Source organism: Enterococcus sp. DIV0755b (genome assembly GCF_051713765.1).
Taxonomy (GTDB): Bacteria; Bacillota; Bacilli; order Lactobacillales; family Enterococcaceae; genus Enterococcus_C; species Enterococcus_C canintestini.
The window spans coordinates 2,027,166-2,043,910 of the sequence record NZ_JBIOQN010000001.1; the positions used below are offsets into that span (position 1 = coordinate 2,027,166).

General features: G+C 35.8%; 12 protein-coding genes. 2 read left to right on the top strand and 10 right to left on the bottom strand.

All coding sequences use genetic code 11. The annotated features are described in order from the left end of the window. Window positions 1-354: 354 nt before the first annotated feature. Window positions 355-582 (bottom strand): hypothetical protein, encoded by a 228-nt coding sequence (locus IGI65_RS09725; RefSeq protein ID WP_438774080.1) that lies wholly within the window; start codon window positions 580-582, stop codon window positions 355-357. A 21-nt stretch (window positions 583-603) separates the two neighbouring features. On the opposite strand from IGI65_RS09725, the gene IGI65_RS09730 reads away from it, so the two are divergent. Next, complete coding sequence (locus tag IGI65_RS09730) at window positions 604-807, top strand: tyrosine-type recombinase/integrase (protein ID WP_438774081.1); 204 nt, start codon at window positions 604-606, stop codon at window positions 805-807. Window positions 808-1,077: 270 nt separating this feature from the next. Here the strand turns inward: IGI65_RS09730 and lepA are convergent, their stop codons facing one another. Then, window positions 1,078-2,913, bottom strand: coding sequence for a translation elongation factor 4 (lepA, locus tag IGI65_RS09735; protein WP_438774083.1), 1,836 nt, complete (start codon window positions 2,911-2,913; stop codon window positions 1,078-1,080). 172 nt (window positions 2,914-3,085) lie between these two features. On the opposite strand from lepA, the gene IGI65_RS09740 reads away from it, so the two are divergent. Then, window positions 3,086-4,306, top strand: a complete 1,221-nt coding sequence (locus IGI65_RS09740; RefSeq protein ID WP_438774085.1) for a GNAT family N-acetyltransferase — start codon at window positions 3,086-3,088, stop codon at window positions 4,304-4,306. 91 nt (window positions 4,307-4,397) lie between these two features. On the opposite strand, the gene IGI65_RS09745 is transcribed toward IGI65_RS09740, so the two are convergent. From IGI65_RS09745 to pepT, 8 genes are all read right to left on the bottom strand, one after another. Beyond that, a complete protein-coding gene (locus tag IGI65_RS09745) occupies window positions 4,398-4,853 on the bottom strand; it encodes a hypothetical protein (RefSeq protein WP_438774086.1) in 456 nt (151 codons plus the stop codon). A gap of 206 nt (window positions 4,854-5,059) precedes the next feature. Then, window positions 5,060-7,666 (bottom strand): ATP-dependent chaperone ClpB, encoded by a 2,607-nt coding sequence (gene clpB / locus IGI65_RS09750; protein WP_071863871.1) that lies wholly within the window; start codon window positions 7,664-7,666, stop codon window positions 5,060-5,062. A 199-nt stretch (window positions 7,667-7,865) separates the two neighbouring features. Then, window positions 7,866-8,294: a hypothetical protein gene (locus IGI65_RS09755; protein ID WP_438774087.1), complete on the bottom strand. Its 429-nt coding sequence runs from the start codon at window positions 8,292-8,294 to the stop codon at window positions 7,866-7,868. A 148-nt stretch (window positions 8,295-8,442) separates the two neighbouring features. Next, window positions 8,443-9,882, bottom strand: a complete 1,440-nt coding sequence (locus IGI65_RS09760; RefSeq protein ID WP_438774089.1) for a pilin N-terminal domain-containing protein — start codon at window positions 9,880-9,882, stop codon at window positions 8,443-8,445. Between the two features lies 1 nt (window position 9,883). After that, window positions 9,884-13,465 (bottom strand): SpaA isopeptide-forming pilin-related protein, encoded by a 3,582-nt coding sequence (locus IGI65_RS09765; protein ID WP_438774090.1) that lies wholly within the window; start codon window positions 13,463-13,465, stop codon window positions 9,884-9,886. Window positions 13,466-14,063: 598 nt separating this feature from the next. Continuing rightward, on the bottom strand, window positions 14,064-15,086 hold the full coding sequence (locus tag IGI65_RS09770; RefSeq protein WP_438774092.1) for a lysylphosphatidylglycerol synthase transmembrane domain-containing protein: 1,023 nt from the start codon (window positions 15,084-15,086) through the stop codon (window positions 14,064-14,066). Between the two features lie 18 nt (window positions 15,087-15,104). Beyond that, window positions 15,105-15,371: a DUF1294 domain-containing protein gene (locus IGI65_RS09775; protein ID WP_412257208.1), complete on the bottom strand. Its 267-nt coding sequence runs from the start codon at window positions 15,369-15,371 to the stop codon at window positions 15,105-15,107. Between the two features lie 120 nt (window positions 15,372-15,491). After that, window positions 15,492-16,727: a peptidase T gene (gene pepT / locus IGI65_RS09780; RefSeq protein WP_438774094.1), complete on the bottom strand. Its 1,236-nt coding sequence runs from the start codon at window positions 16,725-16,727 to the stop codon at window positions 15,492-15,494. Between the last annotated feature and the right edge of the window lie 18 nt (window positions 16,728-16,745).

The window sequence follows — 16,745 nt, forward strand, 5'->3', positions numbered from 1 at the left end:
AGTTCTACAAAAATTTCTATTTATTGATTCAACGTCTATAGAATAAAAATACCAATATATTTCATTCTTTCTAAATTAATTACTTTTTTACTCTATAAACTCATATAAAGCATTCGATGTCCTTACTTTCATAGCAGAAGCTCTCTTAGCAAAAATGAATAACACACCAGAAATTAGTGTATTTCTACTTCTTATTTTTTATAAGTCTTTTGATAATATAAGTAGACAATCCAATTAATAAAACTCCTATAATTACCCAAATTTTAGATAAACTTTTCTCACCTGTTTTTGAAAACAAGGAAACCATATCCTTTTTATCATTGTCTTTTGATAGAATTATTATTCGAAATCTATTCAATTTTTTATAAAAATATTCATCGCCATCAACGCTTGATAAGTACCAGAAATTTCTAAAGTAAATGTCATTGTCTTTAGAGTAGTTTCATCTTCAACAGCGGCTATTGCTTCACCTGTTTCTAAATCAACAATTGTAGTACCCATCGTTGTCTGTTTCTCTTTTTCCGACTTAATAATTGCAGCTTCATATTCTTCTCTTGAAATTCTGAGACTGAATTTTATCATCAGCTATTCGCTTTTTCTCTAATGAAATGTAACCAAGTTTATTCTGATTTAATTTCCACGGTTTACGTCATTTTACTTGAGCACGGAGCAAACGCTAAATCTGTTCAAGCACGGCTGGGGCACAATAAAATTTCTACAACATTCAACACCTACGCTCACGTTACAAAAAAGATGAAAAATGAATCAATTGAAATCTTTACAAAAGCAATGGGAAACCAAAAATAAAAAAGATTTGCCGACGATATAATTTTTATGTCGGCAAATCGTAGGCAAATCATGAAAATACAGGTCATTTAGAAATGATGTTGGCATAAAAATGTCCGCCCTAATTTTTTCAGGGCGGACATTGGGCGGAAGTCTTGATGAAAACAGCCTATTTCTTTCACTTGTTTTCAAAAATTCCTTGCTATTTCATTAGCCCGTAGAGTCTTTTTTGGTGGGAAAAATGTGGGAAAATACAAAAGAAAGGTCTAGAGTAATCTCTAGACCCCTTGCTTATTTCTTAGGTTCATCATCGTCCATTTTCAGAACGGCCATGAAGGCTTCCTGTGGGACTTCAACTGAACCAATTTGTTTCATGCGTTTTTTACCTTCTTTTTGTTTTTCCAACAGTTTACGTTTACGGGAAACGTCCCCACCGTAACACTTGGCCAAAACATTTTTACGCAGTGCTTTAATATCAGAACGGGCCACAATTTTTTGGCCAATTGCAGCTTGGACTGGTACTTCAAATTGTTGTCGAGGAATTAATTTTTTCAGCTTTTCAACAATTGCTTTCCCACGTTCAAAAGCAAAATCGCGGTGCACGATAAAGCTTAGCGCATCAACTTTTTCACCATTTAATAAAATATCCATTTTAACGAGCTTGCTGGTACGGTAACCAGATATTTCATAGTCTAAAGAAGCGTAGCCTTTGGTGCTGGATTTTAATTTATCGAAGAAATCAAACACGATTTCAGATAATGGAATTTCATAAACAACATTCACCCGATAATCGTCTAAATAATCCATAGTAACAAAATCACCACGTTTACGCTGAGACAATTCCATGACCGCACCAACATAATCATTTGGCACCATAATTTGGGCTTTCACGTAAGGTTCTTCGACATTTTGAATTGAGACCGGATCAGGAAAATCAGCCGGATTATCCACAACAACTTGAGTGCCATCCGTTTTATTTACATGATAAATAACAGAAGGAGCTGTCGTAATCAGCTCTAAATTAAACTCTCTTTCCAAGCGCTCTTGAATAACATCCATATGCAGTAAGCCTAAAAAACCACAACGGAAACCAAAGCCTAATGCTTGGGAAGTTTCAGGTTCAAACTGTAGTGCAGCATCATTTAATTGTAGTTTTTCCAACGCTTCTCGCAAATCGTTATAGCGGGAAGTATCAATTGGATATAACCCACAAAATACCATCGGGTTCATTTTTCGATAGCCATCCAATGCTTTTTCAGCTGGGTTATTGGCTAGTGTTACTGTGTCCCCGACACGTGTATCTTGAACTGTCTTAATCGCTGCTGTAATATACCCCACATCGCCTACCATTAAATAATCACGGGCGATTGCCTTAGGTGAAAAGACACCAACTTCTGTTACATCAAAAGTTTTACCGTTACTCATTAATTGGATTTTATCCCCAGGTTTCACTACTCCATCCATTACGCGCACGTTTAATACTACGCCCCGATAAGAATCGTAGACAGAGTCAAAAATCAATGCTTTTAACGGTGCATTTAAGTCGCCACTTGGAGCGGGAACATATTCAACAACTTGTTCTAAAATCTCTTCAATCCCAATTCCTGCTTTAGCAGAAGCCAACACTGCTTCACTGGCATCAATACCAATGACGTCTTCAATTTCTTGGCGAACTCGTTCAGGATCTGCTGCAGGTAAATCAATTTTATTAATAACCGGTAAAATCTCTAAATCATTATCCAACGCCAAATAGACATTAGCTAAAGTTTGGGCCTCAATACCTTGCGCTGCATCAACGACTAAAACAGCCCCTTCACAAGCAGCTAAACTACGGGAAACCTCATACGTAAAATCGACATGCCCTGGAGTGTCAATCAAATGGAAAATATATGTTTTTCCGTCTTTTGCCGTGTAATTTAATTCAACAGCATTTAATTTAATTGTGATCCCACGTTCACGTTCTAAATCCATTGAGTCTAGCAATTGATCTTGCATTTCTCGACTCGTCACCGTGTGGGTTTGCTCTAAGATACGGTCTGCCAAGGTAGATTTTCCGTGGTCAATATGGGCAATGATGGAGAAGTTCCGAATCATTTCCTGTCTTTTTTTCATATCTGCTAGATTCATATATACCCTCATTTCTTTATTACCGCGAAAAAATCCTTGCGGTCTGCTAACTTCAGCCTTTTTATTATACCAACGAAACTTAGATATTTAAAGAGTTTTCCCTAGCTTGTAAACAACAAATTTGGCAATCTTTGTTATACTAAAATCAAGAACAAAAATTGGAGTTGAAATTATGGAAGAACACTTTCGCGACGAATTACAAATTCTACCAGTGGAAGAAAAAGATGTCGATCAATTTAACGAGCTATTAAGTTATGTTTTTCAAATCACAGAGTCTGATATTGAAGAAAGTGGCTTTGATAGTAAGAAGGAAATGATTAAATCAAAAAAACCAATCTTAGAATTATCAAAAGTCTTTGGTTGGTTTCATAAAGATCAGTTAATTTCGCAAATTGCCATCTACCCCTGTGAAGTAAATATTCATGGTGCCGAATATAAAATGGGCGGAATTACAGGTGTGGGTACTTATCCAGAGTATGCAGGTCACGGACTAATGCAAGACTTAGTGAAAAAAGCGTTAGAAACTATGCGGGCAGACCAACAGTGGATTTCCTATTTGTACCCTTACAATATCCCCTACTATCGACGCAAAGGTTGGGAAATTATGTCGGATAAACTGACTTTCAAAATCCGTGATACCCAGCTGCCAAAACAAGTTGATGTGCCGGGTATGGTGGAGAGGCGAAATGTCGATCATCCAGATGTTTTTAAAGTTTACGATATTTTTGCAACCCAAAATCATGGTGCCTTAAAACGCAGCCATTTTCATTGGGAAGAATATTGGCGTTACGAAAACGAAGAAGAACGAACTGCTGCTATTTATTACGACAGTAAAGGCAATCCAACGGGCGTTTTATTTTATTGGGTAGCTGAAGAAGTTTTTCACGTCAAAGAAATGTTTTACTTAAATCAAGAAGCTCGGAATGGATTATGGAATTTCATTTCAGCCCATTTTTCGATGGTTTATTGGGTGAAAGGCAATATTTATAAAAACGAGCCATTAGCATTTCTATTAGAAGATAGTCAAATTAGAGAGACCATTGAACCGTATTATATGGCGAGAATCGTGGATGTCGAACAATTTTTAAAAAGATTTCCTTTTGAGTCTTTTAATGGTGCTTTTCATTTTGTCGTCCATGATCCCTTGGCAGAGTGGAATAATAATACTTTTTCAATTATTGGTGAGAATGATTCTATTACTATTCAAACAGGGACAACAGTCGGGCCTGCAATTGAGATTGACATTCAAACACTAAGCTGTCTTTTAATGAACTACCGACGCGCCTCCTATTTATATCGAATTGAACGTCTACAAGTAACAGATAAAAAGGCCATCCATATCTTAGAACAAATTATTCCGGACATGGAAGCATATTTTAGTGATTATTTCTAAAAAAAAACGCTGAGTTAACTCTTTATAAATAGAGTTACTTAGCGCTTTTTTCGTTCACGAAAAAAAGAGAGCACTATTTTGCGTTGAGAAATTATTGAAAAGGTAGTTCAATAATGGTTTCTGCTTTCCCATTTATCTCTTCATAATACTCATAACTTTCTTGGCGAAATGTCCCTTTTTCTTTTTGAATTTCTTCTAATAGCAGGCGATAAATAAGACCACTATCATTATCGTCTTCAATAAAAGTCGCCACTGCAGCTTTAAAAGTAGGCCGTTTCGTAATTTTTAATGGTGCAGTCACTAAAAAGTCTTTTTCAATTGGCAAGCAAAAACCCACTTTTAAAGGATTTGTATGGATTTCACCTTCTCTACTGACTTCCAAGTAATGTACGAAAGGTTCTCCTTTAATTGAAACACCCGCTGAAATTAAGGCTGTAGCCATTTCTTCATACGCTTGGGCCAAAGCGGCACCAAAGTCTTCACTTGCGATTTCTTCTTCTTTTTCTAATAATAATATCTCGGGTATTGTTTGTGTCTTGATTTCCATTTTCACCCGCTCCTTTATCTCTTTCTTTTAATTATAGTCGAGTTTAATTTTTTCACCTAATTATTTGTCATAGGAAAGCAAATAGCAGCAAATTGCGCTTAAATAATCATATCGTCTTTTCTTTAGCTATCAAAATACCGACCCCAAAAAGTTAGATTTTTACTCTAACTTTTGGAGTCGGTTCAGACTTGTTGTGACTTTTTATATTAAGCTTCTGTTATGGCTTCATTTTGAAAAACCAATTGGTCATTTAAAAGACTAATTGTAACTTTTGTTTTTGGTAGCACGCGTCCAGAAACAATTTCTTTTGCTAGTGGGGTTTCTACCTCACGGGTAATGAAGCGACGGAGAGGTCGTGCCCCATAAGCAGGTTCATAGGCATTTTCAGCAATCCAGGTTTTCGCCTCTTCGGTAATAGCTAAGACAATTTCTTGATCTTCCAATCGTTTTGATAGTTGTCCAATGATTTTATCTACGATACCAGTTACATCCGCTAAACTTAATGGCGTAAATAAAATAGTATCATCAATTCGGTTTAAAAACTCTGGTTTAAAGTGCCCACGCAATAAATTCATAACCTGTTCTTTTACAGCTTCTGGAATTGTCCCTTCTCCTGTCACACCTTCTAAAAGAAGCTGTGAACCAATGTTACTCGTCATAATCAAAACCGTATTTTTAAAGTCTACTACCCGTCCTTTGGAATCGGTTAAACGACCATCATCTAATACTTGCAGTAAAATATTAAAGACATCAGGATGGGCTTTTTCGATTTCATCTAATAAAACAATGGTGTATGGGTTGCGGCGCACTGCTTCGGTTAATTGGCCACCTTCTTCATAGCCTACATAACCTGGAGGTGCTCCAACAAGACGAGAGACTGAATGTTTTTCCATATATTCACTCATATCAATTCGTACCATGTGATCTTCAGAATCAAATAAGTTTTCTGCTAGGGCTTTGGCTAATTCTGTTTTCCCGACACCGGTTGGACCTAAGAATAAGAAAGAACCTAATGGTCGGTTTGGATCTTGTAAGCCTGCTCGGGAGCGAATTACCGCATCACTAACCGCATTTACCGCTTCGTCTTGACCGATGACACGATGATGAAGTGTTTCATTTAACTTCATTAATTTTTCTCGTTCCCCTTCTACTAGCTTAGTAACCGGGATACCCGTCATGCGACCAACAACAGTTGCGATTTCTTCTTCTGTCACTGATTCTTGTACTAGACGTACGTGATCATCGATACCTTTTTCCTCAAGATCCGCCAACTCTTTTTCTAATTGGGGAATAGTACCGTGACGTAAAACAGCTGCCCGTTCTAAATCATAATTATTTTCAGCATCTTCTAATTCATGCTTTGCTTTATCAATTTCAGAACGTTTTGTCGTGATTTTATTTACTTCTTCTTTTTCTGTTTCCCATTGCATCTTCATTGCATTGGCTTCTTCACGTAATTCAGCCAATTCTGCTTGTAGTATTTCGAGACGTTTCTTAGAAGCGTCATCACTTTCTTTTTTCAAAGCAGCTTCTTCAATTTCTAATTGCATCAAACGTCTCGTGACTTGGTCTAATTCTGTTGGCATTGAATTCATTTCAACGCGAATCGTAGCACTCGCTTCATCTACCAAATCAATTGCTTTATCAGGTAAAAAACGATCAGTAATATAACGATCAGAAAGAGTCGCTGCTGCAACTAGCGCATTGTCGTGAATATTAACGCTGTGATGAATTTCAAAACGTTCTTTTAAGCCCCGCAAAATAGAGATAGTATCTTCAACGGTTGGCTCTGCCACCAATACTTTTTGGAAACGGCGTTCTAATGCTTTATCTTTTTCCATATATTGCCGGTATTCATCTAAGGTAGTAGCACCAATCATGTGTAACTCTCCTCGAGCTAACATGGGTTTTAATAAATTACCAGCATCCATACTACCTTCTGTTTTACCAGCTCCAACAATATTATGAATTTCATCAATGAATAAAATAATACGACCATCTGCTTTTTTTACTTCTTTTAAAACAGCTTTTAATCGTTCTTCGAATTCACCGCGAAATTTTGCTCCGGCAATTAATGAACCCATATCTAGTGAGAAGATTGTTTTGTCTTTTAGATTTTCAGGGACATCTTTGCGAACAATACGTTGAGCTAACCCTTCAACAATGGCTGTTTTCCCCACCCCAGGTTCACCAATTAGAACAGGGTTATTTTTTGTTTTGCGGGATAAAATCCGAATAACATCGCGAATTTCTTCATCCCGGCCGATAATGGGATCCATTTTACCAGCTTTAACTTGTTGAACTAAATCGACACCATATTTTTCCAGTGCTTTATATTGCTCTTCTTGATTTTTTGAGGTCACTTTTTCCCCTCCTCGCATTGACTCAATATTTTGACGCAATTCTTTTTCTGTCACACCTTGACTCGTCAAGTATTTCGTCAAACGATAATTTTTCAATTTCATAAGGGCTAAAATTACAATTTCAGTTGCTAAAAATTCATCACCGAAACTTTCCCGTAATTGATCTGCTTCATTCAATAAATTGAAGAGATTTTGACTCATACTTTGACCATAAGCGACGTTACCACCTGCAACACTAGGATACTCATCAAGTGCTTTGTCGACTTCTCGTTCAAAACCTGCCACATCGACACCAGCATCTGTATAAAAATTACGCCCAAAATGATTGGGTTGTAAGAAAATTTTCCATAAATGAGCAATGTCGATTTCTTGATGATGACGGGTCACTGCAATCTGTTGCGCTTGTGCAATCGCTTCTTGTAGCGTTGTCGTCATTTTTTCAATATTCATTTGCCATTCCTCCTAAAGTTCATCATTAAAGTGAGTTTTACTACTTCTATCATACTACTATCCGCCTATTTTGGCATAAATACCGCAAGAAGATTTTTTACTCACAACAATATTATACCTATTTGGTCAGTAAAGGTCAAAAACTAAGTCTGCATTATAACAATTTTTTTATTCTTTTTAGAAAAATCTGTTGCCTTTATTAACTGGAATTTTCAAGAGCTGAATAGTTAAACTTTCGGCACAATTCATCAACTGCATTTATTTTTTCCCAGTAGCAAAAAAACACCATCTTTAATAGTCTGACTAAAGAAAGGCGTTGAAATTGCCGCAACTTGCGCACCATATAAACCCATCGTTCATCTTTAAAAAATGGTTGAAAAAATAATAAGTATTCTGCTAAAAACGGTTCCCATCTTTCTTTTTGAAAGATCGAAATAACCTCATTTTGATATAACTCAGGCTGTAATGGCTGGACTTTTATAAATAATTTACTGCAAATTTCAATGAAGTGTAAATAAGTTAAAAAACGTTTTTCATCTTCGCTCTTTTTTAAAAAATTTTTTAACCGTACCGCTGTTGTTTCCGGTTTAAAATAGCCTAATTGATTTGGACTCACGACAAGATACATCTATTTTTCTCCTTTTTTCTTAACAACGAAAAAAAGTCTGATACTGTCAAAATATTTGGCAAAAAAAAAGCCGGAGTAGAATTCTCTACTCCGAAAAAGTCTCACTTTTGGAGATCACTTCAAATTTCTCCGGCTTTTTTCATATAAATTACTTATCATCTTTATCATTTTTTTTCTTCCATAAGAAGACTGCCCCACCTGCAACAACAACTCCTAATAAAGAGAATGCTGCTTTTCCTTCATTGGTTCTTGGTAACATCCGTCTTGCAGTTGTAGCGACCGTATCGACTAATTGACCAAGTGTTTGCGGTAAACGACTACGCGTACTAGTTGGCGTTTGCGGCGTTTGCGGTGTCGGTGTAATAGTTGTTTCTTCTGTCTGAGTTGGCGGCGTGGTGGAAGACTCCGTTGTGGTTTCTTTTATATTATAAACACGGGGTGTCTTTTCTTCCATCGCTTGTTCAGGGACCTCACCATCAGGATTTTCTAACATTGGTTGTCCATCAATTAAAACCGGCAAGTAATTTCCCTCTTCATCATACCAAGACTCGGGTATTTCAATTTTAATTCTTTTTTCTTCATTTCCGATCACAAAACCTTCAGCACTTTCTAACTCTTCAAAATAAAATGTTCCAGAAGGTAAGAAACGGGCCCCTGTATTCACCAAACCGTCTTTATCTGATTCAAAAATATTTACCCGATCATCATAAAGCGGATCTTCTGACTCGACCCATTTATTTTTAAGGTCATTGACATCACTCATATCTAGGTAAAGTTTTTTACCATTTTCAATTCGATAGATAGCAAATTTCGCACCTGCGACAGGCCCTAAATCATCGCCATCCGCTTCTTTACCAAATTTGAAGAAATACGGGTCACGGACATAACCGACGTTTTTAGGATAAATATGAATATCAGATAAGGTCTCGCCTCCAGTAGTAATTGGTAATGCTACTAGAATAGGGCGACCTAATTTTTCCAAGTCGACGTTTAAATCTTTCTTATTCGTCAAGCCTGTTTCAACAATGAGATAAGCTTTATATTGATTTCCCTCTTTAACTTTTAAACCAGGAAATGTCGCAATTCCTTCTAACGTTCTTCCATCAGGCATTTCAGTTTCTTCAGAAACCTTTCCTTGTGAAAAAACTTTTTCCAATTTTTCGTCGGTCGCCATTTTAATGGCCTCTTTACGAGTTAATTTTGAAATATAATCGACAAAATCTTTAGTGGATGAAAACTTACTACCATCTGGTAAAGCCTGATTATTCTCCACCGCTTGATACCAAGGGGTCGCATCATAAATATCAAAGATTGCGCCATTTAGTGGTAAAGAATTTTCTAGCATCAAGTCATCTTGTTCTGTCGTTTGTTCACGATCAATTGGTTTACCATCATTATCATAAAACCAATTATCTAACTGCTCATTATTTTTCCAACGTAAATCACGGAAAATTCGTTTGTGTAAATAAATCGTCACTTCATCTGGATTATCGGCGGCCTCTACGACTTTTTCTCCTCCAATATTAACTCCCATTAATAATGGTAACAACATCACTAAAGCAAATAAGCTGGTCATGATTTTTTTCATCTTAAGCGCCCCCTTTCTTATTTCGATAAACATAAAAGGCACCTAATCCTCCAACAAGTGCTAAAGCTACTAATGAAAATGTCATAAATTTCTTAATACCTTGTCCTCCAGTTGTTGGTAAACTACCTTCCGGCGTATTTTTAGCCATTAATTCAATTGTATTATTTTGATCTTCACCTTCTATTAACTTCCAATTAAAATCGTCTTTAGCAATCGCTTTTTCAGCATATTCAATTGCTACGGTACCATCTTGTGAAATCGTAATTTTAAAAGGTTCTTTTAACAAAATGTAGCCAGTTGGCGCAGATGTTTCTTTTACGTAGTAAGTTTCACCAGCTTTTAATTCATAAACGTCATCTTTATTTTTGAAAGTTGCTTGTCCATCGCCATTTGTAGTTGCTTTTGCTAATGGATTTTTAAACTCAGTGTCATCGGCGGCAAATAATTCAAATGTGGCATCTGCTAGTTTTCCATTGGTGACTTCGTCGGTCTTCAAAATTGAAAGCTCAAATGGTTTGATTGTATTCTCAATTTTTCCAATTTCATCATTTGCGGTTATCAACCAGCGACCTGCTTCTTTATCGTAACTTACCGATAAATTTTCACCTGCCATTCTAGCAGTCTTGTCCTCACCAATTATAATCTCCCACTTATTACCAGAACCTGTATAACCATTTACTGTTTTTGTTTCAGTTAATGTATATGTCCCTGGTTTTAAATCTTCTGTAAAAGTGATTTTACCTTTTTCACCTGATGTTGCTTTATAAGTGTCATTTCCATTTGACAAGGTAAATTCTACATTGGCTAAATCATTGCCAAAACTATCTAATTTGATTAATTCTAATCGGAATGGCACTAAATGGTTTTTAACTTTGTTTTTCTCAATTTTGTTATCATTCTTATCAGTAATGATAACATTCAAATTTTGATCCACGGTGACTTTAAGGTCTTCAATAGCTACATAGCCTTCAAGCGCTTGTGTTTCTTTAATAATATACTTACCAGGACCAACTTCTCGATCAAATTTAACTTGCCCGTTTTTAGTAGATTTAGCTGTTGCTATCGGTTTACCATCACCTTGTTCATCATATAGTTTAAATTCTACGCCTGCTAGCGGATTTCCCATACCATCCACTTTCTCAAATTCAATTGTAGTAGTATTGTCACGAACCTTCGTATGAACAAAGTTTGTTTTAGACACTAGTTTTTGCCCGTCTTTCTCCCCATACACAAATGTTACTTGCGCTTTATTTGCCATTAGATCAGGAATGTTATCATTAGTTGTATTTGTGACTTTTACTTTAAGTCGAACACTAAAGTCTTTACCATAGAAGCCATCTTCCCCAGATTTTTCATTAATAGCTCGGGATGCTTCTTCTGTCAGTACGAGTTTTAATTTTCCCGTAGAACGATCATATTCGGATGAATCAAAAAGTTTAGTAACATCGGTATATTCATAGTTCCAAGTAGATTCATTCATTTCTTTAGTTTGAAATTTTGTTGATCCGTCGACATTATAAAGTGTAATACTATCTAACCAATTACTTTCAGACAGCTCGACACCAGCCGGCAATGTATCTTCAATAATATATTGGCTAGGTACAACTAATGATTTGGAGCTGACATCGATTGTTTCTTGGTTAATAAAATAGTAATGTTCTTGCCCTGTTTTTACAAAACGAGATTCTTTAGTTGGTACACCTGAAGTGAGTTCACTAGCTTTATCTGCATCGTGACCTTTTACGCGATATTCTTCAGGTAATGACCATGGATCATCACCATCATTATAACGATCTAGATCATTGTAATAACGTTGTTCATAACCTGATTCTTCTCCGGTTGGATTGTCCCAAGTATCGCCCTTTTTATATTGCTTGAGCGGTTGAACGGTTTTGGTTGGTTCATTTTGCTCTACCTGCGCTAAACTTGAACTGGCAAATGTATTCCAAGCACGTCCTTGCGTGGAGCCAAATTTATATTTATGACTCGTACCACTCATAGGAAAAGTTACTGCTGCGGTTGCAAAGGAAGCCCCCCCAAGATAATCATCAAATTTATTCTCTCCATCACTGTAGTAACTTTGCTTATCATACGAACAAGAACCATTTCCATGGTATTTTAGAGTATTCCCAGCAGTAGCTTCATTTGGGTTACCATCTAATTTCCCAGCAAATTCATGTGCATTTTTTGCTGTGCCACTAAAATGAAGATTTATATCACCGTAACCATTTAATGAAGCAAACGTCATCGTTGCCTTAGAGCTCTCGCTAAAATCAATAAACTGATTAGGAACAGAATTTTCATTTATTTCTGGAAATGTTGCAGTATCAAAAAAGTTAAATTCAATATCAAATTTATGAATATTACCATAAATTACACCTGAGAATAAATTGTGTGAAAACTCCATCCATGGAATACCATCTTTTGCTGTCCAACTACTAGCTGTCCCACCTATAATGATATTGGTAAGATTAATAACAGCTCCAACTTGATGATACTTGCCATCTATTGACTTATAGGCACCCACATTTTGATAAATTAAAGTCAACTCTTCATTTACCCACTTTTCTCCTTGTAAAAATTGAAGCGGAGCAGTTTTAGAATCTTTGATTGCGTTATAAAAAGGATTATTGTCCACATCATAACCATAAGCGATTGTTGTTCCAGCAGCACCTTGTGTAAAGTTTTTATACGTTACATTTGTCTTGACGGCTTCTGCTGCTGAACTATAGTCCCCAGTGTGAGCTACATTGTTGTCTTTATGATAGATTTTTGGCTGATAGTCTGTAGAAACATTCGCTTCACTAGCTGCTTTTGAAATTACAGTAATTTTATCAACAATTGATTCTTGTGAAATAATTAAGTCCTCGCCTGCAATTGGGGTGTTCGCTTGTAGCATTGATTTTGCCTTAGACTGATTTTGCTTTGTGGTTTGCTCAGTCTCAGCACTTTGCTTAATTTCTTCAGTTGCTGGTGAACTTTCTAATGTATGTTTTTTTGTTAAGCTATCTGCTAAAATATTGGGAATGATTTCAGATTCCTCTGACACAGAAGTTGCTTCTTTTTCTTGCGACTCAGAAGTTACACCAGAGCTTATTGTGTCAATGACTAGTGGTTTTTCACCGTCCATCTGAAAGGCCAGTTGTGGCTGTGTGCCAGTCGAAGCAGTGTATTTAAAACTCCCTTTTGCTTTGTCAGAAAACGCACTTTGTATAATCCAGCCATCTTCTCCATTTTGAAACTCATTTTCTGCCAGTTGCAATCCTGCATCACTAGCTTGAATAGCGCTACCATTTGTTAGATTGAATTTCAATTTAACCTTTTCAAATTCACCATTCAGCTCATTACCCGTACTTTTTGATAAATCGTAATCATAATTAACTAGCCAGCTGGTAGTGCCCTTTTCGGTATCATTTTGAGCTGTATAATTTACTTTTAAAAAATCTGTATTAATAATCTCTGTAGATGTAGGTTCGTTAGCCGAAGTACGCCATAATGATGACATCGAAAGTAACCCTTCAAGAATAGGCAATAATATTGCTAAAACAGCAATAACGACAATAATTTTTTTGCGCTTATTCATTTTTCGCTCCCTCCTTTGTAAAATATTCCTTAGAATCTTACTACACTAATTGTAACAACCTTCCTTTTTTTGTTCAAAAAGCCACAAAATACTACTGGCACAAGAAGAATATCAAATGAGTGTTATTTATTGTCCTCTTTTCCTTGTTGTTAGTATATTCTTACTAATTTCTTATTTATGTAATTCATTAAAACAAAGGTTCTCGCTAAAAAGTCAAAAAATTTCTGTTAATGTTGACCGAAAAAATTGGCTTAAAACAACAACATTTGGCTATTTTCAGCTATTTTACTTTAGGTAAAAATATTTTTTACAACATTTTTTGTATCGAGCACTCCTCATAAAAATCTCATCAATTTCAAATAAAAAAAGTAGCTAACTCTTTTTACTCATCATAATTGGCTAAATACTAGTTTTTAGTCATGTCAAAAATGAGAAGCAACATTCTAATTAATTCACAATCTATTACAAAATAAAAAAGAGTAAGAGGATTGATAATTCAATCTTCTTACCCTTTAACAATTACTACTGATAATCAAAAATCACGATTTATAGTTCTTTCAAACAATCATTGTGTAGCTTGTATCTTCATGACTAAAATTCAATCTTTCAGTTCTTTCAGCTCACCTTTAATCGTTTTTCGTTTATCCCATAAAACATATAAAAATCCCAACATAAAGGGCCACAGATACGTAGCAAAACGATACAATAACATTGATGATACAGCGTCAACGGTACCAACTAATGGTTTAAACAGTAATAAATAGACAAATTCAAAGGAACCTATTCCGGCCGGCGTGGGAATAACACCAGCTAAAATAACAGTAAAACTTATTAACGAAAAGACTAAAAGAAAATCTAATGAAGGGTGATTTTCCACTAATACAAAATATGGCAATACATACCAAATAGCCATTTTCGCTAAATTCAACAAGAAGATTTTAAAGATACGGGGACGTTCTTTTAAAATCCCATTTACTGCAATTCGTAGCGAATAAACTTGTAAATTTACTTTATCTACTATGTTTCGCAATCGTTGTGACTTAAATATTTTATTGGTTACCTTGACGAAAAAAACTTGCAAATTTAAGCTTAAAGAAAGCAATAACAAGACCGCAATAATTAGAAAAGTTACCACCATCCCCGCCAAAATAAGAGGAATCATATTCGGTGCTTTATCATAAAATAAAGAAAACTGAATGATTAGTCCCAATAAAGCATAGATGAACAGCGCCAATTTATACATTACCATATGCAATGCTGTCACCCCCACGCCATCTGAAAGGCGCAGGCCTTTACGCCGGTAATAATTCACCTCAGAGATTAATGTTCCCGCACCAAAAGTGACAACCCGATAAAAAGTATAATAACAAACTGCAAAAAAGCCATCTTGTGTTTTAAAATCATGGGTAAAAGGTTCGGCTAAGGTTTTGATATTCAGCCCTTCTACTACTAGATAAAGCGTACCACATCCAAAAACAGTGATTAAAGCGTAAATGGAAGTACTTTTTAATTCCGCTAAAATTTCGGCAAATGAATTTTGTAATAAATAAAACATTACACCCAAAATTACAACTAATAGTAAAATATTTAAGAGTAACTTTGTTTTTGAACTAATTTTCATAAAAACTCCTTTAGACTATTAGTGATAGTAAACAATCAGCAACAAATCAACCGCAATCCCAATTAGAAAACACAGGTAAAACTTTTTCTTACGGGTTTTATGGCGAAATATTTTTTGCGCTAATAAGCCACCTAAACCACCACCGACGATTCCCATAAATAAGAGATTCTTCTCTGAAATTCGTTGGCCTTTTTTTACAGCTTGCCGTTTATCATAATACATCAAGAAAAAGACATAAAGATTTACTAAAACGAGATAAAACCACAATGGATTTTCATTAAACACTCACAAGACTCCTTTTTTTGTAAATTTAACGCTTCTAAAATAAACAAAAGCGAGAACACTTACGCCAAGCGTAGGCCTCTCGCTTCATTATAACAAGTATATTTGAAAATTTTGACTAAATTATGCGTTTGTAGCATTTAATTCGGCAATTTTCACAATCACATCTGTCGCTTTTTCCATCGCTTGTAAAGAAACATACTCAAAACGACCGTGCATGTTTTCGCCACCGGCAAAAATATTCGGCGTTGGTGTTCCTAATTGTGAAATTTTAGAGCCGTCAGTACCACCACGAACAGGTTCAATAATTGGCTCAATATCTAACGCTAACATCGCATTTTTAGCAATTTCGACAATGCTCAAGTCTTTTTCGATAATTTCTTTCATATTGTAATATTGATCGTACATATTAACATCAATCCGTTTTTCATCAAATTGACTATTCATTTTGTCAGCAATTTTTTCAATTAATGCTTTTCTTTCTTCAAATTTATTTCGATCATGGTCACGAATAATATAGCTCATTGTAGCTTCTTCTTCGTTACCATTTAATGCCATTAAATGAAAGAATCCTTCGTAACCAGCAGTTTTTTCTGGGATTTCATTTTGTGGCAACTGATTGTTAAAATCAATTGCTAAGCGTAACGCATTAATCATTGTGTCTTTGGCAGTCCCTGGATGCACATTTTTACCGTGAATTGTAATTTCAGCGGCTGCCGCATTAAAGGTTTCGTATTGCAATTCGCCGACTGGTCCACCATCCATAGTATAAGCAAAGTCTGCACCAAATTGCGCAACATCAAATTTATCTGCCCCGACACCAATTTCTTCGTCTGGACCAAAGCCGACTTTAATTGTGCCGTGTTTAATTTCAGGATTTTTAATTAAGATTTCTAAAGCCGTCATGATTTCAGCAATTCCGGCTTTATCGTCAGCGCCTAAAAGAGTCGTGCCATCAGTTGTAATTAACGTTTGACCAGCGTAATTTTTTAAATTAGGAAAGTCACTCGTGTTAAGTGTGTACTTGCCCTCTTTATCTAAATTAATCGTCGATTCACCATCGTAATTTTCAATAATTTGGGGATTAACATTTTCAGCGTTAAAATCAGCCGTATCCATATGTGCGATAAAGCCAATTGTCTTAACAGGTTTGTCAGTATTGCTTGGTAAGGTCGCAATGACATAACCATTTGTTTCGTTGTAAATAACATCTGTTAAACCTAAATCTTCTAGTTCCTTTTTTAATTCATGGGCAAAAGCCACTTGTGTTTTTGTTGAAGGTGTTGTCTTACTGGTTGCATCTGAGCGCGTTTCCGTTTTAACATAGCGTAAAAAACGCGGTAATAAGTTTTCGTACATGATAATTCCTCCCAAGTG

Excerpts from the sequence above, each read along its gene's own strand:
- IGI65_RS09760 (WP_438774089.1), bottom strand. The coding sequence starts at position 9,882 with ATGAAAAAAATCATGACCAGCTTATTTGCTTTAGTGATGTTGTTACCA.
- pepT (WP_438774094.1), bottom strand. The coding sequence starts at position 16,727 with ATGTACGAAAACTTATTACCGCGTTTTTTACGCTATGTTAAAACGGAA.
- clpB (WP_071863871.1), bottom strand. The coding sequence starts at position 7,666 with ATGAATATTGAAAAAATGACGACAACGCTACAAGAAGCGATTGCACAA.
- IGI65_RS09740 (WP_438774085.1), top strand. The coding sequence starts at position 3,086 with ATGGAAGAACACTTTCGCGACGAATTACAAATTCTACCAGTGGAAGAA.
- IGI65_RS09770 (WP_438774092.1), bottom strand. The coding sequence starts at position 15,086 with ATGAAAATTAGTTCAAAAACAAAGTTACTCTTAAATATTTTACTATTA.
- IGI65_RS09745 (WP_438774086.1), bottom strand. The coding sequence starts at position 4,853 with ATGGAAATCAAGACACAAACAATACCCGAGATATTATTATTAGAAAAA.
- lepA (WP_438774083.1), bottom strand. The coding sequence starts at position 2,913 with ATGAATCTAGCAGATATGAAAAAAAGACAGGAAATGATTCGGAACTTC.
- IGI65_RS09730 (WP_438774081.1), top strand. The coding sequence starts at position 604 with ATGAAATGTAACCAAGTTTATTCTGATTTAATTTCCACGGTTTACGTC.
- IGI65_RS09755 (WP_438774087.1), bottom strand. The coding sequence starts at position 8,294 with ATGTATCTTGTCGTGAGTCCAAATCAATTAGGCTATTTTAAACCGGAA.
- IGI65_RS09725 (WP_438774080.1), bottom strand. The coding sequence starts at position 582 with ATGATAAAATTCAGTCTCAGAATTTCAAGAGAAGAATATGAAGCTGCA.
- IGI65_RS09765 (WP_438774090.1), bottom strand. The coding sequence starts at position 13,465 with ATGAATAAGCGCAAAAAAATTATTGTCGTTATTGCTGTTTTAGCAATA.